A 23,851-nucleotide genomic window follows, 5' to 3' on the forward strand; every position below is an offset into this window, starting at 1 on the left:
GCGGGGACATGCGGATCGCCATGGTGCACTCCTCGTTCGCGGTGCGCGGTGGCGCCGAGACCTACGTCCGTGACCTCAGCGGCGCTCTGATCGAACGCGGTCATCAGGTCCAGGTCTTCAGCCGTCCCTCGCCGCACGCCGAGCCGGCCGACCAGGCGGTCCGCACCCGCCTGGCCGATCGGCTCGCCGACCGGGCCGGTCCGCTGCGCAAGGGCTTCGTCCACCTCGGTGACGTGGCCGACGCGACCGGCCTGCACCCGCGCGATCTGGCCGGATTCGCACCGGACGCAGTGCACGTGCACAACTGGCAGGGTCTGGGCATCCGGCCGATCGCCCGGATCGCGCAGCGGTACCCGACCGTGCACACCGTGCACGACTTCGCGATCGCCGACCCCGGCAACGCGCTGGGCAACATCGGTCGCTCGCCGGCGCTCGACCGGCTGCTCGCGGTCCGCGCCGCCCGGGTGGCCCGCGCCCTGCGCAACGTCACGCTGCTCTACGGCTCGGAACGCACCCGGGACGTGATGCTCCGGCACGTGCCGGCCACCCGCGACCTGGACCAGCGCGTCGTGCTGCTCTCGCTGCCGGTGCCGGCCGGACGGCGCGCGCTGCCGCCGGGCGACCGGGCCACCTTCCTCTACCTGGGCGCGCTCGCCGAGCACAAAGGCGTCGGCGACCTGCTGCGGTCCTGGACGACGAGCCCGCTGCGGGAGCACGGCACGCTGCTGCTCGGCGGGGACGGCCCGCTGCGCGCCGACGCCGAGGCCGCGGCCGCCGCGTTCCCCTCCGTCCACTACCTCGGTTACCTCGGCGAATCCGGCAAACAGGCCGCGTTCCGGCGGGCCGGCTGGCTGCTGTTCCCGAGCACCTGGCCGGAGACGTACGGTCTGGTCTGCGCCGAGGCACTGGTCGCGGGCCGGCCCATCGTGGCAAGTAAGATCGCCGAGCCGGTCATGGCGTCCCCCGGGTCACGACTGCTCTTCGACGGGCCGGGCGAGTTGCGTCACCGGCTCGAGCAGGCCGCGTCCCTGCCCGACGCCGAGTACGCCGCCCTCACCGCCTCGGCGCTGGGTGACGGCGAACGACTGGCGTGGGACAAGCATGTGGACGCTGTCCTCGCCGCCTATCTCGCGGCGGCGTCCCCGAGGCCGGAAGCTGTGGTGCGGTGATCGTCGACTTCCTCCAGGCACCATCACTTCTGCGGTGGTGGCGTGAGCTGCGACCGGGTGCCCGGCGCGCGATCCTGATCGGTGTGGCGGCGGTGCTGGTGGCCGGCATCCCGGTCTGCCTGCTCGCCGGCGCGTCACCCGCGCTGCCCCCGGTCGCCCTCTTCCTGCTGGTGGTGGCGGTCCGTCCGTTCCCCGGCCTGATCTACCTGGCCGCGGTCTTCTGCATGCCGCTGGGCCTGTGGATGACCGGCGTGCAGGCGTTGTTCGGCCACGCGTTCGGCGGCCGGGACTACGCGCTCAGCCTGTCCTCCGCGGTCGTCGCGTGCTCGCTGCTCGCGGTCACCCTGCTGCGCCGCCCGCCGCGCGGCCGGGCGCTGCTGGCCGGCGCCGTCGTGATCGTCGTCCTCGGGGTGTGGAGCCTGATCGGTTTCGCCGACCACGGGATCACCCAGACCCTGGTCGGCGACCGGCTCACCACCCTGCCGCTGATCCTGTTCGTCCTGGTCGGCGCGCTGACCGTCCGGGAGATCACCCTGCTGGTCTCGGTGCTGGCCGGGATGGTGATCGCCAACGCGGTCGCCGCGGTGGTGGAGTACATCATCGGCCCGGCCGAACTCGTCGCGCTCGGCTTCGAGCCCGAGCGCGGGGTCCGGCTGATCGGTGACACCTTCCGCGCGCCCGGGCTCACCGAGGTCAACGCGGAGCTCGGGCTGCTGGCCGGCGGGTTCCTGCTCGGGTACGCCGCCCTGTGGCTGGTCCGCGACCTGCGTCCGCGCCGGCGGCTGTGGCATGTGGCCGCGGGCGCGGCAGCCGTCGCCCTGGCGCTGAGCACCAACCGGACCGGCGCGCTGCTGCTGGCCGGCGGCCTGCTCAGCGCCGTGGTGCTGAACCGTGGCGGTGGCGCGGCGATGCGCAAGCGGGCCCGGTTCATCGGCTTCGGCACGATGGTGGCGGTGGCGCTGGGCTTCGTCGCGATCGGCGCGACCGGTTCCAGCAGCACCTTCGAGCGGTTCCAGGTCTGGGGCAACCTGCTGGCCTCCGGCGCACCCTGGTACGGCCTCGGTGTCGGCGGGGTCGGCGCGGCCACCGGCTCCCGGGTGTCCAGCTCCGCCACCCTGGTCTTCGTCGACAACTACTTCGTCAGCATCTCGCTGCAGCTGGGCATCCCGATCCTGATCGCGGTGGTGGCGCTGGTCGGCTGGGCGCTGTTCCGGCTCTCCCGGGGCTCGGAGCGACGGCCGTACCTCGCCGTGCACCTGGCGCTGCTCGCCGGGCTGGCGCTGGCCAGCCTCATGGTCGAGACCTGGGAGTACGCGGCCGCGATGATGTGCTTGGTGGTCTTCTGGGCGTACACCGCGAAGACCGCGGCGGCCGCTGACGAGGCGGAGGTGGCCGCGGTCGTGACACCGGTCATCCCCCGGCCCCGGCAGGACCAGGACCAGGACCAACCCGCGCAGCAGGCCGAATCCGGCAGGTGACGGCGATGATCCGCCTGCTGACCAAGCTCCAGCACTCTCAGCTGTCGGTGCAGGCGTTGTCCCGGCTCTCCAGTGTGGTGCTGTTCCTGCTCGCCTCCTGGACGGACACCGCACGCCTGCCGCTGGTCGCCCTGCAGGGCATCCTGCTGGCGTTGCCGTTCACGCTGATGGAGTCGCTGATCGGCCGGCCGATCTCGGCCGGGCTGCTGCCCGCGACCTGGGACGTGGAGTCCTGGGCCCGGCGGGCCTCGGCGGCCACCCTGATCCCGGTCGCGGTGATCGCCGGGGTCTCCGCGACGGTCGCGCTGCCCGCGGCGAGCTGGGGCGACCGGCTGCTGATGCTCACCCCGGTCCTGCTCCAGCTGCCGCTGGAGGCGATGTTCTGGGCGCAGGCCCGCACCCGCTCGACGTCCCGGGCCAACCTCATCCCGCAGCTCGTCGCGATCGGGACCATGGTCTGCGGCGGCGCCTTCGCCCTGGCCGGGATCCGGGTGGACGTCGCGTCGGTGCCGGGACAGCTCGCGGTGCTGGCCTGGTTGCTGCTGCACCGCCGGGTGGCGGCCGGCACGGTACGCCCCGGCTACGTCGCGAGCCTCAGGGCCGGCGCCACCTACTTCGTCACGGCCTCGGTCGACCTGGCCTACTCGGTGGCGCTGCCGTCGGTCGCGGGCGCCCTGGCCGGGCCGGCCGCGGTCGTCGTGCTGCGCGCGCTGGAGCTGGCGTTCGGGCCGTTCCACGTGCTGCTGTCCGCCACCACCCGGGAGGACGTGGTGCTCGGCCGGCGCAGTCGCCTGGTCAACCCGCTCCGGCTGCTCACCGTCGCGGGCTGGGTCGCGGTGTCGGTGGTGGTGACGGCCAGCCCGTGGGTGCGCGGGCTGCTCGCCACGGACCTGCGCGACCTGGCCCTGATCACGGTCGCGACGTTCTGCGCGTACAAGGGTCTGCTGATGTTCGCGACCTGGATGTCGGTACGGCACATGATCTGGGCGGCGCCCCGCCGGTACCTGGTCTCCGGGGTCGGCTCCCGGATGATCGCCCTCGGTGCCCTGGCCGCGTCGGTGACCTGGGTGCACCGGGTGCCGGATCTGCTGCTCTCGCTGCTGATCAGCGAGGCGCTGGTGGTCGCGTGGTTCGCGTACCGGATCTCCCGGACGCCGCGCACGCCGGTCCCGGCGGCGGACCAGCTGCCCGCCGCCGCCTGACCTCTACTTGTTCTGCGCGACGATGGCCGTGAGGGCCGCGGTGTCGTCCTTGCGGACCGCGGCGAACAGCGCCTTCGCCTTCGCCTTGTCGGCCAGCACCACGCTCTGGTCGCCGATCGTGCCGGTGCCCTTGGTGGGGCTGGTGAAGAACGCCAGGTTCTCGCTGCGCAGGTGCCGCAGGTCCATCGCCATGGTCACCAGGTTCATGTCCTTGTCGACGCTCACCGTGTTGGTGGTCGCCTTCAGGAACGCGTTGAGCCGGCTCGGGTTGGTGGCCACCCCACCGGAGACCGCCTTGTTCAGGATCGCCTTGATGACCTGCTGCTGGTGCCGGATCCGGGCGAAGTCGCCGTCCTTGAACGAGTACCGCTCGCGGGCGTAGTCCAGCGCCGCGGCACCGTCCATCGTCTGCGGGCCCTTCTCGAACTTGCGGATGCTGTTGGCGTTCAGCGAGTGGGTCGAGGTGAACGCGGTCTCCACGTCGATGTCGACGCCACCGAGCGCGTCGACGATCTCCTTGAAGCCGGAGAAGTCCACCAGTGCGACGTGGTCGATCCGGACGCTGGTGTACTCCTCGACGGTCTGGACCATCAGCGGCACCCCGCCCCAGGCGAACGCCGCATTGATCTTGGCGTTGGTGTTGCCGTGCTGACCGTCCGCCGACTTGGGGATGTGCACCCAGGTGTCGCGCGGGATCGAGATCAGCTGGGCGGCGGACCGCTCCTTGTTGATGTGCATCACGATCATCGTGTCGCTGCGCGAGCCGCCGTCGTTCTCCGGGTCGCGGGAGTCGCTGCCGAGCAGCAGGAAGTTCGTGGCCTCACCGGCCGCCGCCTCCTTCTGCGGGCGGGTGGCCTCCGGCACCTGGGCGAACGCGTCCACCCGGACCACGTCACCCTCGACCGATTTGAGGTACCAGACCCCGCCGAGCAGACCGATGCTCGCCAGGACCACGGGCACCAGCAGAACGATCAGTACGATCTTCCACTTCTTCCGCGGCCTCTTGTGCTTCGCGGGCGCGCCCAGGTCCGGGGCATCGGTCGGCTCCGTGATCACAGTGGCGTCGGAGTCGAACATCGGCTCTCGGGTCGGCATGGCGAAGATGGTACTGATCCTCGCAACCCGGCACGGGGCGCCGCGTGACCGGTACACAGTGATCGCCGGGTGGCGTTACCCAAATGCCTACACTTCACCCGCCATCAATGGCGAAGGTCACACCGCCGGGCACCCTGTCAGCCCGGAACTGAACACGACATAGCCAGCAAATGCCCCGAGCCGGGGTGGCATCGACCGATCCAAACCCTTACGATCCGCCTCGAATCACGGGAGTGATCCGTGTTCGGCGCACAGGGGCCTCAACCATGCAGCACTTCGGTCCGGCGCTACCGGGGCACCAGCCACCGGGGCCCACCACCACGGAATCGGGCGAGCCGGATCAGGGCGGCGCGTTCGGCTGGTGGACGCCGTCCCGGCACAGCACCCGGATCCCGGCGCAGCGCACCGAGGAGCCCACCGACCTCGGTTCCACCGTGGTGCTGCCGTACGTGGCGTCGCTCGCCGCGAAACGGACCCGGCCGCTGCGCGCCTGGATGACCACCCTGCCGGCCGACGTGCTGGCCCTGGTCGCCCCGATCGCCTGGAGCCAGCAGTACTGGAAGGCCACCGTCTCGGCCGCGGCCGTCACCGTCGGGCTGTTCGCCGTCGGCGGCCTGTACCGGGCCCGCCGCCACCTCAGCGTCCTGGACGAGCTGCCCGGCCTGTACCTGCGGATGCTGACCGGCGCCGCCGCGGTGGCGATGGCCGTCGCGATCCGGCACGACTCGATCGACAACGTGGACGGCTTCCTGCGGCTCACCGCGATCTCCGCGGTCCTGCTGCTGCCCGGCCGGCTGGCCAGCCGGCTGGTGGTGCTGATGGCCCGCCGCCGCCGCTGGGTCGAGCACAGCGCGATCATCGTGGGCGGCGGCCCGGTCGCCGTCGAGCTGGCCCGGCTGCTGCGCCGCTACCCGCAGTACGGCCTGCGCTTCGGCGGCTTCGTCGACGTCGCCAGCACCGGCCACGACCGCCGGGAGAGCATGCCCCTGGTCGGCAAGCTCGACGACCTGGAGAAACTGGTCCAGCAGACCGACTGCGACGTGGTGATCATCGCGGACGTGGAGTGCCCGGAGAGCCGGCTGCTGACCATCGTGCTCTCCCCCGGGCTGCGGGACTGCGACCTCTGGATGGTGCCCCGGCTGCGCGAGTTCTCCCAGGGCCTCGGCGCGCCGGACCACATCGGCGCCATCCCGGTGGTGCGGCTGCGCCGTCCGACGCTCGACGGTCCGAAGTGGGCGGTGAAACGGACCTCCGACCTGCTCGTCGCGACGGCGGCCCTGCTGCTGCTCAGCCCGGTGATGCTGCTCTGCGCGCTGGCCGTACGCCTCGAGGGCGGCCCCGGGATCATCTTCCGCCAGCAGCGGATCGGGCGGTACGGCGCGCCGTTCGACCTGCTCAAGTTCCGGTCGATGCGCCCGGTGGACGACCAGGAGTCGCAGACCAACTGGAACATCCAGCACGACCCGCGGGTCGGCCCGATCGGGCGGATCCTGCGGCGCACCTCGCTGGACGAGCTGCCCCAGCTGTGGAACGTGCTGCGCGGCGACATGAGCATCGTCGGCCCGCGGCCGGAGCGGCCGTACTTCGTCGACAGGTTCTCGCACGACTACCCGGAGTACGCGATGCGCCACCGGGTACCGGTCGGCCTGACCGGGCTGGCCCAGGTGAGCGGCCTGCGCGGGGACACCCCGATCTCCGACCGGGCGCGGTTCGACAACTACTACATCGAGAACTGGTCGCTCTGGCTGGACGTCAAGGTGGTGCTGCGGACGATGGCCGAGGTGCTGCGCGCCGGGGGACGCTGACCGCGGACGGCCGGCGTCCCCCGGGCGGTTCAGATCAGGCCCAGCGACACCGTCTTGGTGAGGGTGGCCTTGTCGTCGTCACCGTCGAGCGACCACATCATCGCGCCACCCAGGCCCCGGGACCGGATGTAGAGGGTCTTCTGCAGCAGCACGGCCGGGTCGTCGTACGTCCAGAAGGTCTTGCCGTCGAACAGCCAGGCGTGACCGTTGCGCAGATCGCGGTGCACGGTGTAACCCTGCGCCGGCAGCTGCTTGAGCGTCTTGAAGTCCTCGGTGCCGGCGGCGAAGACGCCCGGCGCCGGGCCGGCGGCCGGCTGGAACAGCCCGTTGCCGCTACCGGTCACCCCGGTCCAGCCCTGGCCGTAGTACGGCAGGCCGAGCACCAGCTTGCGCTTCGGCGCGCCACCGGCGAGCCAGGCGTTGACCGTGTTCTCGACCGAGAAGTCCGGGTTGTCCGGCGCACCGGCCGGCACCCGCAGCGCGGACTGCTGGTTGGTCTTCGCCTCCCACGTGCCGTGGTAGTCGTAGCCCTGCAGGGTGCCGAAGTCCAGATACTTGAAGATCTTGGCGACCTCGAAGCCGGCGTCGATCTTCGCGAGCGCGGCCGGCAGGAACGCGGTCAGGTCGTAGTGCCGGCGGTTCGCCTTGCCGAGCTTGTCCAGCTCGGCCCGGAACTCCGCGGCCAGCAGGGTGAAGTTCTGCTTGTCCTCGGGCCGGATGACGTTGCCGTCGTTGCCGGACGAGCCGGGCCACTCCCAGTCCAGGTCGATGCCGTCGAAGATGCCGGCGCCCACGCCGTCGGGGAGACCGGTCAGGTTGCCCTTGACCCAGAGGTCCACGCAGGACGAGACGAGCTTCTTGCGGGAGGCGTCGGTCAGGGCCGCGTCCGAGAAGTACGCCGAGCCGCTCCAGCCGCCCAGCGAGATCAGCACCCGCAGCTTGGGGTTCTTCTTCTTGAGCTCGGCGAGCTGGTTGAGGTTCCCGGCGATCGGCTGGCCGGCCACGTCACCGGCACCGTCCACGCTGTTCGCGTCGGAGAACGGGGTCTGCCAGTCGGCCCACGGGTCGGCGGAGGCGCAGACGCCGTCCGCGGTCACCGGGCCGAACGCGTAGTTGAGGTGGGTGAGCCGGGCGGCGGCACCGGACTTCTGCACCTTGGCCAGCTGGAAGTCGCGGCCGTAGATGCCCCACTGCGTGAAGTAGCCGACCTTGACGTACGAGCTGCTATGGGCCTGCGCCGGCACCGGCGCCGTGGCCACGACGGCCGTGGCGGCCGCTGTCACGGCGATGAGACGACGGGTGAAACCGTTCATGAGCCCTCCAGGGCGAAACGGTGAAGAAAGTTTCCTAATCGAGGAAACTAAACGTCTCACCCTGGAGGGTCAACAACTTCTATCGAAGATGGGCCGTCTCGTTGACCGAGCGGACCGCGATGTTGCCGTCCGGCCAGACGTCCATGGTGGACACCCCGGCCGCGTCCAGGAACAACCGGTGCAGGAACGCGTCACCGGCGGCCAGCGCGTCCCGCAGGATCAGCTTGATCGGCGAGACGTGCGAGACCACCACGACGGTCTGACCCGGGTACGCCTCAATGATCTTCGCCAGCGCGCCACGGACCCGCTTGGCCACCGTCTGGAACGACTCACCCTGCGGCGGCGCCACACTCGTCGACTCCAGCCAGGCCGTCATCTCCCGCGGCCAGCCCTCCTGCACCTCGGCGAAGGTCTTGCCCTCCCAGAGCCCGAAGTCGCACTCGATCAGGTCGTCCATCACCGTCACCGGCAGGCCACCGGTCTCGGCCGCGATCAGCTCGGCGGTACGCACACACCGGACCAGCGGCGAGGCCAGCACCGCGCCGACGTCCCGGGACAGCCCGGCCACCCGCCCACCGGCGGCCATCGCCTGCGCCTCGCCCGCGTCGGTGAGCGGCACGTCGCCACGGCCCGAGTACCGGCCCTGCGACGTCATCGCGGTCTCGCCGTGCCGCACCAGGATCAGGCGGGTGGCGTTCTCCAGCGACGGCGGCGCCCAGGACCGCGGCTTCGGGACGGTGAGCTCGCGCTCCACCCGCTCCGGCGTCGTCTTGCCGGCCGCCTCGTCCATCGCCCGGTTGGCCAGGGCGTCGGCGTCCTTGTTCCGCTCGCGCGGGATCCAGCCGTAGGTGACCTCGTCGAACTTGGCGACCAGACCGGCCGCCTCGGCGGCGAGCGGACGCAGCCCGGAGTTCTTGATCTGCCAGCGGCCGGCCATCTGCTCGATCACCAGCTTGGAGTCCATCCGGACGTCGACCCGGGTGGCGTTCAGCTCGGCGGCGGCGCGCAGACCGGCGATCAGGCCGGAGTACTCCGCGACGTTGTTGGTGGCGGTGCCGAGGGCGGCGTACCGCTCCAGCAGCACCTCGCCGGTCACCGCGTCCTTGACCACCGCGCCGTACCCGGACGGGCCCGGGTTGCCCCGGGAACCACCGTCGGCCTCGACGACGACCCGCAGGTCACCGCTCACAGCCCGGACTCCGACGTGCGCACCATGATCCGGCGACACTCCTCACAGCGCACCACCTCGTCGGCCGGTGCGGTCTTCACCCGGTTCAGGTCGGCGCCGTACAGCTCGATCCGGCACGCGCCGCAGCGCCCGGCGTAGACCAGCGCGGCACCCATCCCGGAGTCGGCACGGATCTTGTCGTACAGGGTGACCAGGTCGGCCGGCAGGTCACCGGCGAGCGGGCCGCGGGCCCCCGACTTGAACTCCTGCTCCTTGGTGATCTCGTCGAGCGTGCTGTCGCGCCGCTTCTCGGCGTCGTTGCGCCGCTGCACCGCCGCGGCGATCCGGGCCTGCACGTCGGCCAGCCCGGCGACACCGGCCTCGCGCTGCTCCATCAGCTCCAGCTCGGCGTCCTCCAGCTCGGACTGCCGCCGCTTCAGCGTGGCCAGCTCGTGCTGCAGGCCGTCGATCTCACGCATCGCGGCGCCGGAGTCGAGCCGCTTCTGGTCCTTGTCCTTGCGCAGCCGCACCTGCTCGATGTCCTTCTCGAACCGGGAGATGTCCCGGTCCAGGTCGTCGACGGTGACCTGGGCGCGGACCCGTTCGTCCTCCAGCGCGGAGATCTCCCGGGACGCCGCCTCGATCTCGGCGAGCTCGGGCAGGCTCTTGCGGCGGTGCGCCAGCTGAGCCAGGGCGGTGTCGACAGCCTGCAGGTCGAGCAGGCGACGCTGGGCTTCTGGGGCGGCCTTCACGGGTGGGTCTCCTTATGCGCAGAGGCGGTATGAACGGTCCAGGGATCCGTGTCCAGGTCGGACACCACCACATCGACGGGGAATTCCGCGCGCAGCCAGGCGGCCACGTCGTCGAGCCAGGGTCGCTCCGTCGCCCAGTGCGCGGCGTCGAGCAGCGCCGGGCCGTCGTTCGCGAGATGCTCGCCGGCCGGGTGATGCCGCAGGTCCGCGCAAAGATACGCGTCGACCCCGGCCCGGGCCGCTTCGGTCAGGAAAGAGTCGCCGGCGCCACCGCAGACCGCCATCGTACGGATCACCCGCCCCGGATCCCCAGCGGCGCGCACCCCGCCCGCCGTGGCCGGCAACCGCGCGGCCGCGAGAGCGGTCAGCTCGGCCAGGGTGAGCGGCTCGGCCAGCTCGCCGATCCGGCCCGCGCCACGACCACCACCGGCAGCCGCACCCTCGGCCGGCGCCAGCGGGCGCAACCCGGTCAGGCCGAGCCGGGCAGCGAGCGCGTCGGAGACGCCCGGGTTGGCGACGTCGGCATTGGTGTGCGCGGTGAACAGCGCCACCTCGGCACGGATCAGCCGGTGCACGATCCGCCCCTTGAAGGTGTCCGGGGCGATCGAGGACACCGGCTTGAGCAGCAACGGGTGATGCGCCACGATCAGGTCGGCGCCGACCTCGAGAGCCTGGTCGACGGTTTCCGGCACACAGTCCACGACGCAGAGGACCCGGGCGACGGCGTGTTCGAACTCGCCGAGCACCAGACCGACCCGGTCCCAGGATTCCGCCCAGTTCCGCGGATAACGTCCGTCCAAGGCATCAACCACCTGGCGAACCGTCGGTACAGCGGCAGGCTCCGTCACGAGCGCAAACTCTATACGGCTAGGAAACCGCTCCCGGCTCGACTCGGCTCGACGCCGTGACCGGGCTGCTGACCGCCTGGAGGGCACGCCGCCACGGGAACTGGCCGCGGAACCGGTCGGTCTGGCCGGGGCCACCGAGCCGGCACACGTCCTCGCCGTAGAGCACGTGCACACCCCAGTCGCGGAGTTTGGCCAGGCTGTCGTGCAGCGCCGGGTGCAGCGCCATGACCTTGTTGGTGTACGGGACGACGGCGGTCGGCACGCCATACCCGTACCCCTCCACCAGCAGTCCGAGCACCAGCGTGTCGGTGATCCCGGCGGCCCACTTGTTGACCGTGTTGACGGTGGCCGGTGCGACGATCATCGCGTCGGCCGGTGGCAGCACGTCCGGGTCGCCGGGACTCTTGTAGTACGTACGCACCGGATGTCCGGTCTGCGCCTGCAAGGCCGTCACGTCGACGAACTTGCGACCGTCCGGTGTCGTGATCACGCAGACCTCCCAGCCGTCACGCTGGGCCATGCCGACGAGGAGCCCGACGTCGCGGGCCATCGGCGATCCGCACACGAGGACGTACAGCACACCGGGTGAGGGGTTGCCCATCATTACCCGCGGACCCCCCACCCGCCGTCCGGAAACGGACTAACGGCTCCCCTCATACGCCGACTCCCATCTGTTCGGCCAGCTCCGCGATCGGAGCCGGCGGCGTGCCCCGTGTCCGCCGTAGCACGTCGGAAAGGACTTCCGCGGCGAGCGGGCGGCAGCGGATCTCCGAGGGGGCGAGCCGGTCGCCCTCCAGCAGCATCTCGCCGGCCTTCTCCACGTCGCCGATCTGGGTGTAGCCGCGGGCGATGTCCAGGAAGTGGTGCGCCCGTCGTTCCGGGAGCATGGCGTTGAAGCCCGCCAAGTCCATGTTCTCGTGGGTCTCCACCGCGGTCCGGCCGTCACCGAGCTCGACGGCGGTGGCACAGCGGTGCAGCTTCACGTTCGTCGGACCGAAACAGGTCCAGTAGTGGTTGAAGTCGCCACCGAGCTGCAGGGACGCCTGCTCGGCGCCGCTCAGCAGGTCGCGCACGGTCGCGCTGTCCCCGATCCGGGACGCCGCCATCGCGCCGTTGAGCAGCAACATCCCGTACACCGAGAGCTGGTCGGCCTCGGGCCGGTCCGGTCCCGGCGCGAGCCGGTTGGCGATGTTGACGTTGACTTCCAGCGCCGGGCGGACCCGGCCGAGCGCGAGCAGCGCGCTGCCCACCCGATAGCTGGCCAGGCCGGCCAGCAACTGGTCGCCGGCCCGTTGGGAGACCGCGATCGATCGGTCCGCGGCCAGCCAGGAGAGCTCGTGCTCGCCCACTTTCCGCAGTGCCGACGAGGCGATCTGGTAGACCTGCCCGAGCAGGTGCGCGGCTTTCGACGCCTGTTCGCTGTTGGCGTGCGCGCTGTCCGCCGCCTGGGCGTCGCGCAGCAGCTTGGGCAGCGCCCGGGCCAGGACGCCGTACTTCGCGTGCTGGTACGTCAGCCAGGCGTGGCTGACCGCTTTGTGCATCTCTGCCAGCGGTGGCGATTGCGGCACAGCTTGGAAGAACGCACTCATCTGGTCATAACGCTCCAGAGCCGCACGAATCTCCTCGACCTCCACCTGGTCGATGCAGTTCTGCGTCTCCGGCTTGCGCTCCACCTCTTTGCCCAGCAACAGCTGGACATCGACCTGGAGCACATCCGCGATGTCGTAGACCACGGAGAACTTGTCGAGTCGGCGAACCCCCCGCTCCACCTTGTCGACCCAGCTCTTACTCTTGCCCAGCCGGTCCGCAAAGACCTGCTGGGACATCTTGCGCCTGCCCCGCCAGTAGGCGACGCGGCGGCCGATCGGCAGCTCGTCCACGGTGCCTCCCCCACTCACCCGGCGACTCATTCCCGCCGGTGAGTCATCCAGTGATCTGCAGTGTGGACCGCTCACGTATGTACAGATCGCACAACGTGTGTGATCGCCTGCTCACCGATGCTCGTAGTTTTTTATGCAACTTGCAAAGGGTGGATCTGATCGGCCCAACGACGTTCGTCTCGCTGGGATACGGCTGGAACGCCCGACACGACGGCAGCAGACCCGGATCCGGGAGGAATTGGGCTATGCAGTGGACCAACCGTCAGCCGTTCGTCCGACCGTCGCTTCTCGATCGACTTGACCGGGTGCGCCTGCGCCGGGCCGCGCTGGCTTACGCCGAACACGGCTGGGCAGTGGCGCCCGGCTCCTATCTGACCGGTCGCCGGTTCGACTGTGGACGCCCCGGGTGCCCGATCACGGGTTGTCATCCGGCCGTCGACTCGCTCGCCGAGTCGGCCACCGTCGATCCCACCCGGGTGGCCGGGTGGTGGCGGCGCCGGCCGCACAACGTGCTGCTCACCACCGGCGACACCTTCGACGTGCTGGAGGTGCCGGCGATGCTGGGCCGCCCGGCCGTCGACCGGCACGCCGGCGATGCCGGTCCGGTCGCGGTCACCGCGGCCGGGCGCTGGATGTTCCTGGTCCGGCCCGGCAGTCCGCTCCGGTCCGAACTGGACCTGCGCATGGACGTGGTGCACCACGCGCAGAACTCGTGGATCCCGGCGCCACCGAGCCGGATGGTGGAGGGACCGGTCCGCTGGGAGGTCCCGCCGTCGGCGGTGGACTGGATCCTGCCCGACCCGGAACGGGTGCAGGAGATGCTCGCCGAGAGCGCCACCCGGGCGCCCCGCAGGCCGGTCATCCCCCGTCAGCTGTCCAGCCTGCGCCGGGCGGCCTGACCCACCGGCCGCCACAGTGTCGCTGTCGGCGGCCGGGTGCCGGGTGTGGGCACGGGTACACATGTCACCCGACAAGGTATCCCACACCCCGACGTGGTGCGAGTCACCCACACGAGTGAACAGATGAGTGAAAATTCAGGCGGCCAGCTCGCGGTAGGCGGCGATCACGGCATCGGTGCGGTCGGCCAGCTCCGGCCCGCTCGCCGCGGCCGGCACCCCGCTGACCCGGGCGAGCGCCCGCTCGGCGTGCCGGGCGGTCGCGGCCACCTGCTGTTCCCGGATGAAGCTCTCACCGGCCCGGGCCGCGCTGTCGATCGCACGCAGGATGCGGTTGGCCGCCGCGCCGGTCTCCCGCCAGAGCTCGTCGGCCCGCTCCCACTGCGCGTCCGCGGCGAACCGGGCCGGGCTGTCCGCCGGGATGTCGGCGTCCCGGGTCGCGTCCAGGCCGGCCCGGACCCGGCGCAGCTCCTGCCGCTGGGCCAGCAGTCCGGCCAGTTCGTCGAGGGCCCGGGTGAGCGCGTGGTCGGCGAGCCCCGGGTCGATCATGTCGCCGAGCGCGGGCCAGGTCCGGCGCACCCGGTGCGAGACCGTGACGGCCCGCTCGAACGCCGCGCGCTCCGGCTCGGTCCACAGCACCCGGGACTCCGGGTCGCGCGGTGCCGCGAACGCGGCGATCTGTGCGGCGCGGGCCTGCCACCGCCAGAACCAGACGACCAGGGCCGCGCTCACGGTCGCCGGCAGCCACCAGGTGAGCCCGGTGGCGGACAGCAGGGCCGAGGCGAACAACAGCGGCAGGGCGAGGCGCGCGGTCCGCGCGATGCGAACCTCGCGGGTGCGCAGGGCAGGCGGCCGGGGCACGGCTTCGACCATCGATCCGGTACGACGTGAGCGCGCCCGTCCGGCCCGGGTCCGTACCCGGGTCGCCGAGATCACGACCTTCTCGGTGTCCGCGCCGATGTGCAGGTCCACGCTCATCGCCGGCCTCCGTCGTGATCAAAGTGCCCGATGCGCAGCCGCCGGGCGGGCCCGACTCGCCGGGGGGAACCGGCCGGACCCGCCCACCGCGGTCGTTCCCGCAGGTAACAACAGCAATCGGTGGCCGGCCCCCGGACATGAGCCGCGCCCGGGTGCACCCCCGTTGCGTTCCGGATCCGTCCGGTTGCCGGACGGCGGGCTATCGTCGCGGTCGTGGACACGGTCGATCTGGTGTTGCGCAAGTACGACGGCCGGCCGCACCGCCGGGTCACCGGGCGGCTGCTCGGCGAGGACGAGTTCGGCACCTGGATCGGCACCCCGCGCGGCACCACGGTGCGCTACAGCTACGGCCTGCGCCGGATCTCGTGGACCCGCTCCGACGCGGTCCGGCTGGTCCCGCGGGACAGCTGGTGGATGGCGACGTTCACGGCCGCGCCGAGCCGCTCGGAGATCTACTGCGACGTGACCACGCCGGCCCGGCGCACCGCTCCGGGCGAGTTCACCCTGGTCGACCTGGACCTCGACCTGATCCGCCTGCGCGACGGCCGGGTGGTGATCGACGACGAGGACGAGTTCGCCGAGCACCGGGTCCGCTTCGGCTACCCGGACGACGTGGTGACCGCGGCCACCGCCGCGACCGCCGAGCTGCACGCGGCGCTGACCGGCGGCGCCGAGCCGTTCGCCGGGCACTACCGCGGATGGCTCGCCCGGGCCGCCGCACCGGCACGCCGGTGGCGCCGCTTCCGCTGACCGGCCGCCCGGCCGGCGCACCCCGGAAATTGTCAGAGGGTAGCCCTACCGTCACACCATGACCGACACAGCACTCCGCGACGCCCCGATCACCCTCGATCGCCGTCTCCTGCTGGGCGAGACCGACTACCAGGTCACCGTCTTCCCGGCCGAGGACCAGCGGCTCGACCTCTGCATCGTGAGCAGCGACGGCGACGGCCAGGTGGTGAGCGAGATGAGCGGCATCCTCGCGCCCGACGACCTGGCCGCACTCACCGAGGTGCTCACCACCACCCTGGCCGGCCTGGTCGCGATGACCGGCCGCTCCGCCCCCGGCCCGGCCCGGGTCCCGGTCCAGCGGGGCCGGGCCCCCAACCGGGGCGCCCGCTGGGCACCGGCCGACGACGAGCGGCTCCGCTCGCGCTATCGGCAGGGCGCCGGCCAGGCCGAGCTCGCCGCCGAGTTCGGCCGCACCGCCGGCGGCATCCGGTCCCGGCTGGAGCACCTCGGCGAGATCCCACCCGGCGGCCGCTGGCGCCCGGCCCCGCCCGATCCGGCGGCACCCGGCCCGGCGACGGCCACCTGACCCGGCGACGGTGGGCCGGCCCGGCACCCGGCCCACCGGCCAGGGCACGCTCCGGCCCGGCCGAGACGCCCGCAGAGGAAGGATCGGCAGGCGGGCATGTCAGTGGTGTTGATGTACGCCCCGGGCCTGGGCTCCGGCCCGGTCAGCGCGGGATGGGCCGGGGAGGACGACCCGGCCAGTCCAGGGGTAGGTGGTGGACATGGGGCAGGCCGCACAGGCGCCGCTCATGGTCGCGTTCCCAGTCCTCCACCTCCTCCATGAGTTCTATGGCTTCCTCCAGCACCTCACGGTTGGCGCGCGGGACAGCGAGCCGGCTCCGGTAGCGGCGGACCTGGTAGACCTCGACACCGGCTTCCAGGGTGTCGACCTTGACGGCATTGCGCGGCGATCCGATCTGCTGGCCGACGTCGGTAGCCGGGACGAAGGCACTCGCCGGCCCGTGGACAACCCGTTTGCCGGCCGCCCGCGGGTCGGCCCGGACCGCGTCGATGTGCCTGTCGAGGGCCGCAGCGCCCAGCCTGCGCCCCGAAGGGTCGTCGTGTGCGACTTTCCACACCCAGACCTCGCCGGGGCTGCCGTTCCAGCAGATGATGTCCGCCTCGCTGCCGTCACGATCCGAGCAGGTCGTTCGCTCTAGCAGGGGCAGATAGTTCGCGCTGATCTCCAGCGGCCGATCGCCGTGGCGAGCGCGGAGCCGGAATTCGTTACGTCGGAGATTCCGGACCCGCAGGGCGATGGCAGTGTCGCGTGCAACCCGGCTGTCGACGTCCTGATCAGTGTTCAGCCACTGGTCGGTTCGGCCCGCTGTCCTCATCACGCCCATATCCTGTTCCGGCGGAACAGCTGAGACCAGAAATGAGACCGGAGCGGTCACCGATCCGATCGGTGACCGCTCCGGTCCTGCTCACACTGGTGGGCGCGGTAGGTTTCGAACCTACGACCCCCCGCTTGTAAGGCGGGTGCTCTCCCACTGAGCTACGCGCCCGGCACGGCTGCGCCGCGGAGGTCATCCTACCCTGCCGCGGATCGGCTTCCGGAAGAGCCGCGGGGCGCCGTCAGGCGGTCAGGGCGGTGAGGGCCTGCCGCCAAGCCGACTGGTCACGGGACTCGCCCGGGCCGGTCATCTCGGCGAACCTGACCACACCGTCCCGGTCCACCAGGAACGTGCCCCGGTTGGCGAAGCCGGTCTCCTCGTTGAAGACCCCCCACGCCCGGGCCACCTCGCCGTGCGGCCAGAAATCAGCCAGCAGCGGGAAGGTGAAGCTCTCCTGCTCCGCCCAGACCTTGTGGCTGTAGACCGAGTCCACGCTGAGCGTGAGCACCTGCACGTGCTCGTTCGCAAACTCCGGCAGGTGTTCCTGGATCTCGGTCAGCTCGCCGTGGCAACGCCGGCTGAACGCGAGCGGATAGAACACCAGCAACACCGCCTTGCGGCCGCGAAAGCCGGCAAGGCGCACGTCCTGGTTGTTCTGGTCCTTGAGCAGGAAATCCGGCGCCGGCCGGCCCACTTCGATCGGCATCTGCCCAGCCTAACCGCGCCGATGAGGTCGGCGTCCGGTAGGGGACGCCGACCTGGGCGGGCGGACAGCGAGCTACTTCTTCTTGGCGCCTCGCGGAGAGACCAGCCGTGCCCCGGTCCAGTCCTTGCCGGCATTCACCGTCGAGGTCTGCTGCAGGCCGGCGGTAGGCGCCGACTCGCTCACCTCACTCGGTTCGACATGTCCGTCACGGCCGGCCTTGGGCGTCAGCAACCACACCACGCCATTGTCGGCCAGAGGGCCAAGAGCGTCGGTGAGCAGCTCGAACAGGTCACCATCGCCATCGCGGTACCACAACAGCACCGCGTCGACGACCTCATCGGTGTCCTCGTCGACCAGATCACCAACGCGTTCGGTCAGGGCTTCACGGAGATCCTCGTCGACATCGTCGTCGTAACCCATCTCCATGACCACCATGCTCGGCTCGAAGCCGAACCGGTCCGCCAGGCTGCGTACGCCGTCGGCCTGACCCGCGGTCGCGCTCACTGTCCAAATCCTCCTAGCCGTAAAATCCACTGAAAACCTGGGGGTAGTCCACACACTCCGGGGCCGGGGCGCAAGTGGCGCACCGGGTGTGTGGCAATTTACCGCGCCAGCAGAGCATGGGCACCCTGAGTGATGGCATCCTCTCCCACCAGCACGTGCTGTGCCGCCGGGCCCAACGGAACCGGAGCGTCAGCCGCGGCCACCCGGCGGGCGGATCCGACGAACGCCCCGTCGACGAGCGCCGCGAGCACGCCCTCGCCGACCCCGCCGGAGCGGCGGGTCTCGTCGACGATCAGCACCCGGCCGGTCGCCAGAGACTCGCGCACCAGGTCAGCGACGGGCAGCGGGTTCAGCCACCGAAGATCGACAACCCGGGTGCCGTAGCCGTCGGCGGCCAATCGGGCCGCCACTCGCAGGGACATCCGCACCCCGCCACCGTACGTGACGATGGTGAGGTCCTGCGCCGTGCCCAGGGTGTAGATGCGTGCCCGGCCGATCGGAGCGTGCTCACCGGCCCACTGATCGGGGCCCGGATAGGGCGCCAGCCACTCGTTGTCGCCTTGCTGATAGAGGTCCCTCGTCTGATACAGCGACGCGGGCTCCAGGAACACGCAGACGCTCCCGTCCACCTCGGCGGCGGCCAGGCAGGTGCGCAGCATCGGCGCGGCGTCCTCGGCCCTCGACGGCGCCGCGACGACCAGCCCGGGCACGTCCCGCAGCACCGCGACCGAGTTGTCGTTGGCCAGGTGACCACCGAGCCCGTACGGGTCGGCCAGCGTCGGGACGCGCAGCACCAGCGGGTTGCGATAGGCGCCCGCGGAGAGGAACGACATGGTGGCCGCCTCGGCCCGGATCTGGTCCTCGCCGCTGTGCAGACCGGCCAGATCCGGCAACTCGGGCACCGGGAGCAGACCGGCCAGCCCGGCGCCCAGGGCGAGCCCGATCACGCTGGTGGCGTCCGGCGGGGTGTCGAAGACCCGCTCGCCGCCCCGCTCGCGCAGCCCCGCGGTGACACCGTGGCGCCCGCCCCGGGTGGTGCCGGGCCCGAAGACCAGCAGACCCGGCCGGGCCGCCAGGGCGTCGGTGAGGGTGGCGTTGATGGTCTGCGCCAGGGTCATCGGCCCGGCCTGCTCGGGCAGCCGCCCGCCGAAGACCCGGCCCCGGTTCGCCCCGCCCGCGCCGGTGGCCCGGCTGGCGGCGTCGGCGATGGCGTGCGCGACCCGCAGCGGGCGGCGCGGCGCGAGGGAGGCGACGATCTCGCCGACGGTGGCCAGCTTGGGCTCGCCGAGCACCTCCTCGGCGGCCTTGCGGACCTGCCAGCCGACCTCGTCGTACCGGGTGATCACGTCGTCCGGGCCGAGCAGGCCGGCCCCGACCAGCAGCCGGGCCGTGCCGACCAGCGGGTCGCGGTCCAGGTCGGCGCCGGGCTCCGGGTCGCCGGGGCGGCCCAGCAGCAGCACCGTGCCGAGGTGCAGCACCGCGGGGCGGCGCTCGCGGCGGACGTACTCGGCGGCCTCGGCCGCGGCGTCGAACACGGCGGCCAGGTCACCGCCGTCGGCGTAGGAGTACCGCACCCCGGGCCGCCCGCGCAGCACCGTCGCCACCCAGCCGTCCGGGGCGGGGCCGCCGGGTGCGTCGTCCTCGCAGACCAGCAGCAGCGGGATCGGCTGGCCGGCCCGGTCGTGCCAGCCGGCCGCGTGCAGGGCCGAGGCCGCACCGGGCCGGTCGACCCCGTCGTCGCCGAAGGTGGCCGTCACGATGGCGTCGGCGGGCCAGCGCGGGTCGGGTGAGCGGCCCAGGGCGTACGCCAGGCCGACCGCGCGCGGCAGGTGACCCGCCGGCGCGGAGACCACCGGGACCAGATGCAGTTCGGCGTTGCCGAAGACCTTGTCGCGACCGCCGCTGATCGGGTCCCGCACCGACGCCACCACGCCCCGCAGGACGTCCCGGGCGGCGTCCTCCATCCGCTTGGCCGGATCGATGCCGGGCGGATCCGCGCGGTACGCCGCCCGGACGCAGTAGAACGCCGCGGCCCGGTCGTGCGGCAGGGCCGGATCGTCGCCGCGCAGCGCCGCGGCGACCGCCGCGTTGCCCTCGTGACCGGCCGAGGCGACGGTGTGGAAACCCTCGTTGAAGCTGCGCAGCCAGCGCGCGGCGAGATCGAGGTGGCGGGCGGTGAGCTGAGCGTCGAACAGTTCCAGGGCACGGGCGCCGGTCAGTGTCACGCCGTCCCGGACCGGGTCGCCGGGCGCCCGCGGGCGCTCCGGTGGTCGCAGGGCCGAGACCGCTTCGCGGAACCGCTCGTCGAGGCTTTGCGGGGTGGTCACCAGGCCAGCATTACGGACCCGGGCGAGTGCTGCCACCCGCCGGATTCCGATCACGCATCTCGATCTTCAGGCGGGGCCGGCCGGCGCGGTGGTGTGATACCTGGATGATCATGTGGTGCGCGGCGCTCCGGCTGGCACTCTGCGCTGCCTGGCTGACCTTCGCCGCGACCGTGTTCCTGCTGCTCGATCTGTACACATAGGCTCGCCGGATGCGTACCGAAGTGATCACCGTACGGACCGGGAACGCCCCCGTCGTCGTCGACGTGACCCGGGAGGCCGAGCGGTTCCTGGACGCGGTGGCGTCCGAGAAGGACGGCCTGCTGCACGTGTTCGTGCCGCACGCGACGGCCGGGCTGGCGATCATCGAGACCGGCGCGGGCTCCGACGACGACCTGCTGACCGCGATCGACGCGCTGCTGCCGGCCGAGGACACCTGGCGGCACCGGCACGGCTCGCACGGGCACGGCCGTGATCACGTGCTGCCCGCCTGGATCCCGCCGTATGCCAGCCTGCCGGTGCTCGGCGGCCGGATCGCGCTCGGCACCTGGCAGTCCATCTGCCTGGTCGACCCGAACGGCGACAACCCGGTGCGCCAGGTCCGTTTCTCGTTCCTGGCCGGGTGACTTCCGCCCCGAATCGGGTAATGCGCAAAGTTACTGATCAGTACATGTGTCGCGGATCGCTACGCCGACCGTTAGGCGTGACGACGCCCACCGTTAAGAGGCAGGATGGAGACCTCCGGGCGATACGCCACCTTGATCGCACCGGTTCCGACACTCACACCAAGAGGATTGCCTGTGGCCACGGAGCGCAAGCGCCCGGTGATCAGCGATGGCCTGCCGAGCCAGCTTCCGGACATCGACCCTTCGGAAACAAACGAATGGATCGAGTCCCTCGACGGAGTCATCGATGAACGCGGCGCCAAACGAGCCCGTTACGTGATGTTGCGCCTACTGGAGCGCGCTCGCGAACGACAGGTGGGCGTTCCGCCACTGACGTCCACGGATTACATCAACACCATCCCGCCGGAGCGCGAGCCGTGGTTCCCGGGCGACGAGTTCGTCGAGCGGCGGATCCGGGCGTACGTCCGATGGAACGCCGCCATGCTGGTGCACCGCGCGCAGCGTCCCGAGATCGGCGTCGGAGGCCACATCTCGTCGTACGCGTCCAGTGCCAGCCTCTACGAGGTCGGCATGAACCACTTCTTCAAGGGCAAGGACCACCCGGGCGGTGGCGACCAGATCTTCTACCAGGGTCACGCCTCCCCCGGCATGTACGCCCGGGCGTACCTCGAGGGCCGGCTCAGCACCGACCAGCTGGACGGCTTCCGCCAGGAGCTGAGCCACCCGGGCGGCGGCCTGCCGTCGTACCCGCACCCCCGGCTGATGCCGAACTTCTGGGAATTCCCGACGGTCAGCATGGGCCTGGGCCCGATGAACGCGATCTACCAGGCGCGGTACAACCGCTACCTGCAGAACCGCGGCATCAAGGACACCAGCCAGCAGCACGTCTGGGCGTTCCTCGGCGACGGCGAGATGGACGAGGTCGAGTCGCTCGGCGCGATCGGCGTGGCCGCCCGCGAGGAGCTGGACAACCTCACCTTCGTGGTCAACTGCAACCTGCAGCGCCTGGACGGTCCGGTCCGCGGCAACGGCAAGGTCATCCAGGAGCTGGAGTCCTTCTTCCGCGGCGCCGGGTGGAACGTCATCAAGGTCGTCTGGGGCCGCGAGTGGGACTCGCTGCTCGCCGCGGACACCGACGGCGCGCTGGTCAACCTGATGAACGCGACGCCCGACGGTGACTACCAGACCTACAAGGGCGAGTCCGGGGCATATGTCCGGGAGCACTTCTTCGGCCGGGACCCGCGCACCCGCAAGCTGGTCGAGAGCATGTCCGACGACGAGGTCTGGAACCTCAAGCGCGGCGGGCACGACTACCGCAAGCTCTACGCGGCCTACAAGGCGGCGACCGAGCACACCGGCCAGCCGACGGTGATCCTCGCCAAGACCATCAAGGGCTGGACGCTCGGCTCGCACTTCGAGGCGCGCAACGCCACGCACCAGATGAAGAAGCTGACGCTGCCCGACCTCAAGGGCTTCCGGGACCGGCTCTACCTGGAGATCAGCGACAAGCAGCTGGAGGAGAACCCCTACCTCCCGCCGTACTTCCACCCGGGCGAGAAGTCCGACGAGTACCAGTACATGATGGAGCGGCGGCGTGACCTGGGCGGCTCGATCCCGTCCCGGCGCACCAAGGCCAAGTCGCTGAAGATCCCGGAGTCGAAGGTCTTCGGCGACATCAAGCGGGGCAGCGGCAAGCAGAAGATCGCCACCACGATGGCGTTCGTCCGCCTGCTCAAGGACCTGATGCGGGACAAGGACTTCGGCGCCCGGTGGGTGCCGATCATCCCGGACGAGGCCCGCACGTTCGGCATGGACTCGCTCTTCCCGACCAAGAAGATCTACTCGCCGCACGGCCAGACGTACACCTCGGTGGACCGGGAGCTCTTCCTGTCCTACAAGGAGGCGACGAACGGCCAGATCCTGCACGAGGGGATCAACGAGGCCGGGTCGACCGCGAGCTTCATCGCGGCCGGCACGTCGTACGCGACGCACGACGAGCCGATGATCCCGCTGTACATCTTCTACTCGATGTTCGGGTTCCAGCGGACCGCCGACGAGCTCTGGGCGGCCGCCGACCAGATGACCCGCGGCTTCCTGCTCGGCGCCACCGCCGGGCGCACCACGCTCAACGGTGAGGGCCTGCAGCACGAGGACGGGCACTCGCTGCTGATCGCGGCGACGAACCCGGCCGTGGTGGCGTACGACCCGGCGTTCGCGTTCGAGATCGCGTACATCATGGAGAACGGCCTGCACCGCATGTACGGCGAGCATCAGGAGAACATCTTCTACTACCTCACGATCTACAACGAGCCGGCGCTGCAGCCCGCCGAGCCCGAGAACGTGGACGTGGAGGGCCTGCTCAAGGGCATCTACCGGTACGCCGAGGCCCCGGCCACGACGGGGCCGAAGGCGCAGCTGCTGGCGTCCGGCACCGGCATGCGCTGGGCACTCAAGGCGCAGGACCTGCTCGCACAGGACTGGGGCGTGAGCGCCGACGTGTGGTCGGTCACCTCGTGGAGCGAGCTGCGCCGCGACGCCATCGAGGCGGAGGAGCACAACCTGCTCCACCCGAGCGACCAGCCGCGCAAGCCGTACATCCAGCAGAAGCTGGAAGGCACCGAGGGACCGTCGGTGGCGGTCAGCGACTGGATGCGGGCAGTGCCCGACCTGATCGCGCGCTGGGTGCCGAACGGCTACACCTCGCTGGGCACCGACGGGTTCGGCATGAGCGACACCCGGCACGCGCTGCGCCGCCACTTCCACGTGGACGCCGAGTCGGTCACCGTCGCCACGCTGCGCGAGCTCGCGTTGCGCGGCAAGATCCCGATGCACGTGCCGGGCGAGGCCGCCAAGAAGTACGCGATCGACGACGTCACTGCGGCGCCGGTCGGCGAGACCGGCGGCGACAGCTGATCGCCTGATTTACCGGGGCCCGTCGCTTTTCGCGACGGGCCCCGTCTTTTTGTCCGAGAATGCCG

21 protein-coding genes and 1 tRNA gene are annotated in these 23,851 nt (G+C 71.2%); 9 read left to right on the top strand and 13 right to left on the bottom strand.

Annotation, left to right across the window (positions count from 1 at the left end; translation table 11 throughout):
- Window positions 1-8 precede the first annotated feature (8 nt).
- Genes ADL15_RS00225 through ADL15_RS00235 form a run of 3 tightly spaced genes read left to right on the top strand, consistent with a single transcriptional unit; the run spans window position 9 to window position 3,849 of the window.
- The gene (locus ADL15_RS00225; protein ID WP_067683660.1) at window positions 9-1,169 is read left to right on the top strand and encodes a glycosyltransferase; all 1,161 of its coding nucleotides are present in this window, start codon (window positions 9-11) and stop codon (window positions 1,167-1,169) included.
- Complete coding sequence (locus ADL15_RS00230) at window positions 1,166-2,647, top strand: hypothetical protein (protein ID WP_067683663.1); 1,482 nt, start codon at window positions 1,166-1,168, stop codon at window positions 2,645-2,647. The genes ADL15_RS00225 and ADL15_RS00230 overlap by 4 nt, the downstream gene beginning before the upstream one ends.
- 5 nt (window positions 2,648-2,652) lie before the next feature.
- Entirely contained in the window at window positions 2,653-3,849 is a 1,197-nt protein-coding gene (locus ADL15_RS00235) for a hypothetical protein (protein ID WP_067684162.1), read from the top strand.
- 3 nt (window positions 3,850-3,852) lie between these two features.
- Here the strand turns inward: ADL15_RS00235 and ADL15_RS00240 are convergent, their stop codons facing one another.
- Window positions 3,853-4,944, bottom strand: coding sequence for an LCP family protein (locus ADL15_RS00240; protein WP_067683666.1), 1,092 nt, complete (start codon window positions 4,942-4,944; stop codon window positions 3,853-3,855).
- Window positions 4,945-5,210: 266 nt separating this feature from the next.
- Between ADL15_RS00240 and ADL15_RS00245 the strand changes: the two genes are divergently transcribed.
- Entirely contained in the window at window positions 5,211-6,749 is a 1,539-nt protein-coding gene (locus ADL15_RS00245) for a sugar transferase (protein WP_232343822.1), read from the top strand.
- A gap of 29 nt (window positions 6,750-6,778) precedes the next feature.
- Here the strand turns inward: ADL15_RS00245 and ADL15_RS00250 are convergent, their stop codons facing one another.
- From ADL15_RS00250 to ADL15_RS00275, 6 genes are all read right to left on the bottom strand, one after another.
- A complete protein-coding gene (locus ADL15_RS00250) occupies window positions 6,779-8,062 on the bottom strand; it encodes a glycoside hydrolase family 18 protein (RefSeq protein ID WP_067683668.1) in 1,284 nt (427 codons plus the stop codon).
- Window positions 8,063-8,141: 79 nt separating this feature from the next.
- The gene (locus ADL15_RS00255) at window positions 8,142-9,251 is read right to left on the bottom strand and encodes a bifunctional RNase H/acid phosphatase (protein ID WP_067683670.1); all 1,110 of its coding nucleotides are present in this window, start codon (window positions 9,249-9,251) and stop codon (window positions 8,142-8,144) included.
- Window positions 9,248-9,982 (bottom strand): zinc ribbon domain-containing protein, encoded by a 735-nt coding sequence (locus ADL15_RS00260; protein ID WP_067683673.1) that lies wholly within the window; start codon window positions 9,980-9,982, stop codon window positions 9,248-9,250. The genes ADL15_RS00255 and ADL15_RS00260 overlap by 4 nt, the downstream gene beginning before the upstream one ends.
- Window positions 9,979-10,830: a Nif3-like dinuclear metal center hexameric protein gene (locus tag ADL15_RS00265; protein ID WP_083970781.1), complete on the bottom strand. Its 852-nt coding sequence runs from the start codon at window positions 10,828-10,830 to the stop codon at window positions 9,979-9,981. The genes ADL15_RS00260 and ADL15_RS00265 overlap by 4 nt, the downstream gene beginning before the upstream one ends.
- A gap of 19 nt (window positions 10,831-10,849) precedes the next feature.
- Window positions 10,850-11,434 (bottom strand): flavoprotein, encoded by a 585-nt coding sequence (locus tag ADL15_RS00270; protein ID WP_083970782.1) that lies wholly within the window; start codon window positions 11,432-11,434, stop codon window positions 10,850-10,852.
- Window positions 11,435-11,483: 49 nt separating this feature from the next.
- Window positions 11,484-12,710 carry a helix-turn-helix domain-containing protein gene (locus ADL15_RS00275; protein WP_067683683.1) on the bottom strand — a complete coding sequence of 409 codons (1,227 nt, stop codon included), beginning with the start codon at window positions 12,708-12,710 and terminating at the stop codon, window positions 11,484-11,486.
- A 245-nt stretch (window positions 12,711-12,955) separates the two neighbouring features.
- On the opposite strand from ADL15_RS00275, the gene ADL15_RS00280 reads away from it, so the two are divergent.
- Window positions 12,956-13,609, top strand: a complete 654-nt coding sequence (locus ADL15_RS00280; RefSeq protein WP_067683686.1) for a bifunctional DNA primase/polymerase — start codon at window positions 12,956-12,958, stop codon at window positions 13,607-13,609.
- A 135-nt stretch (window positions 13,610-13,744) separates the two neighbouring features.
- Here ADL15_RS00280 and ADL15_RS00285 read toward each other — a convergent pair whose 3' ends face one another.
- Entirely contained in the window at window positions 13,745-14,584 is an 840-nt protein-coding gene (locus tag ADL15_RS00285; RefSeq protein WP_067683689.1) for a hypothetical protein, read from the bottom strand.
- Window positions 14,585-14,797: 213 nt separating this feature from the next.
- On the opposite strand from ADL15_RS00285, the gene ADL15_RS00290 reads away from it, so the two are divergent.
- Together ADL15_RS00290 and ADL15_RS00295 are read left to right on the top strand one after the other, a co-directional pair.
- Window positions 14,798-15,334 (top strand): DUF402 domain-containing protein, encoded by a 537-nt coding sequence (locus ADL15_RS00290; protein WP_067683692.1) that lies wholly within the window; start codon window positions 14,798-14,800, stop codon window positions 15,332-15,334.
- A 58-nt stretch (window positions 15,335-15,392) separates the two neighbouring features.
- Complete coding sequence (locus ADL15_RS00295; RefSeq protein ID WP_067683695.1) at window positions 15,393-15,899, top strand: hypothetical protein; 507 nt, start codon at window positions 15,393-15,395, stop codon at window positions 15,897-15,899.
- Window positions 15,900-16,041: 142 nt separating this feature from the next.
- Here ADL15_RS00295 and ADL15_RS00300 read toward each other — a convergent pair whose 3' ends face one another.
- The 5 genes from ADL15_RS00300 to ADL15_RS00320 all read right to left on the bottom strand — a co-directional run bounded on the left by ADL15_RS00300 (window position 16,042) and on the right by ADL15_RS00320 (window position 20,250).
- Complete coding sequence (locus ADL15_RS00300) at window positions 16,042-16,773, bottom strand: hypothetical protein (RefSeq protein WP_157441072.1); 732 nt, start codon at window positions 16,771-16,773, stop codon at window positions 16,042-16,044.
- A gap of 36 nt (window positions 16,774-16,809) precedes the next feature.
- A tRNA-Val gene (locus tag ADL15_RS00305) sits at window positions 16,810-16,884 on the bottom strand.
- 70 nt (window positions 16,885-16,954) lie between these two features.
- Window positions 16,955-17,419, bottom strand: a complete 465-nt coding sequence (locus ADL15_RS00310) for a peroxiredoxin (RefSeq protein ID WP_067683701.1) — start codon at window positions 17,417-17,419, stop codon at window positions 16,955-16,957.
- Window positions 17,420-17,491: 72 nt separating this feature from the next.
- Window positions 17,492-17,923 carry a DUF3052 domain-containing protein gene (locus ADL15_RS00315; RefSeq protein WP_067683704.1) on the bottom strand — a complete coding sequence of 144 codons (432 nt, stop codon included), beginning with the start codon at window positions 17,921-17,923 and terminating at the stop codon, window positions 17,492-17,494.
- 98 nt (window positions 17,924-18,021) lie between these two features.
- A complete protein-coding gene (locus ADL15_RS00320) occupies window positions 18,022-20,250 on the bottom strand; it encodes a transketolase C-terminal domain-containing protein (protein ID WP_067684168.1) in 2,229 nt (742 codons plus the stop codon).
- A gap of 209 nt (window positions 20,251-20,459) precedes the next feature.
- Between ADL15_RS00320 and ADL15_RS00325 the strand changes: the two genes are divergently transcribed.
- Window positions 20,460-20,873, top strand: coding sequence for a YjbQ family protein (locus tag ADL15_RS00325; RefSeq protein WP_067683707.1), 414 nt, complete (start codon window positions 20,460-20,462; stop codon window positions 20,871-20,873).
- A 174-nt stretch (window positions 20,874-21,047) separates the two neighbouring features.
- A complete protein-coding gene (aceE, locus tag ADL15_RS00330; RefSeq protein WP_067683710.1) occupies window positions 21,048-23,786 on the top strand; it encodes a pyruvate dehydrogenase (acetyl-transferring), homodimeric type in 2,739 nt (912 codons plus the stop codon).
- Window positions 23,787-23,851 lie beyond the last annotated feature (65 nt).

It is taken from the genome of Actinoplanes awajinensis subsp. mycoplanecinus (assembly GCF_001509495.1).
Taxonomy (GTDB): Bacteria; Actinomycetota; Actinomycetes; order Mycobacteriales; family Micromonosporaceae; genus Actinoplanes; species Actinoplanes palleronii.

Excerpts from the sequence above, each read along its gene's own strand:
- ADL15_RS00225 (WP_067683660.1), top strand. The coding sequence starts at position 9 with ATGCGGATCGCCATGGTGCACTCCTCGTTCGCGGTGCGCGGTGGCGCC.
- ADL15_RS00250 (WP_067683668.1), bottom strand. The coding sequence starts at position 8,062 with ATGAACGGTTTCACCCGTCGTCTCATCGCCGTGACAGCGGCCGCCACG.
- ADL15_RS00235 (WP_067684162.1), top strand. The coding sequence starts at position 2,653 with ATGATCCGCCTGCTGACCAAGCTCCAGCACTCTCAGCTGTCGGTGCAG.
- ADL15_RS00270 (WP_083970782.1), bottom strand. The coding sequence starts at position 11,434 with ATGATGGGCAACCCCTCACCCGGTGTGCTGTACGTCCTCGTGTGCGGA.
- ADL15_RS00240 (WP_067683666.1), bottom strand. The coding sequence starts at position 4,944 with ATGCCGACCCGAGAGCCGATGTTCGACTCCGACGCCACTGTGATCACG.
- ADL15_RS00325 (WP_067683707.1), top strand. The coding sequence starts at position 20,460 with ATGCGTACCGAAGTGATCACCGTACGGACCGGGAACGCCCCCGTCGTC.
- ADL15_RS00245 (WP_232343822.1), top strand. The coding sequence starts at position 5,211 with ATGCAGCACTTCGGTCCGGCGCTACCGGGGCACCAGCCACCGGGGCCC.
- ADL15_RS00310 (WP_067683701.1), bottom strand. The coding sequence starts at position 17,419 with ATGCCGATCGAAGTGGGCCGGCCGGCGCCGGATTTCCTGCTCAAGGAC.
- ADL15_RS00280 (WP_067683686.1), top strand. The coding sequence starts at position 12,956 with ATGCAGTGGACCAACCGTCAGCCGTTCGTCCGACCGTCGCTTCTCGAT.
- ADL15_RS00285 (WP_067683689.1), bottom strand. The coding sequence starts at position 14,584 with ATGAGCGTGGACCTGCACATCGGCGCGGACACCGAGAAGGTCGTGATC.
- ADL15_RS00295 (WP_067683695.1), top strand. The coding sequence starts at position 15,393 with ATGACCGACACAGCACTCCGCGACGCCCCGATCACCCTCGATCGCCGT.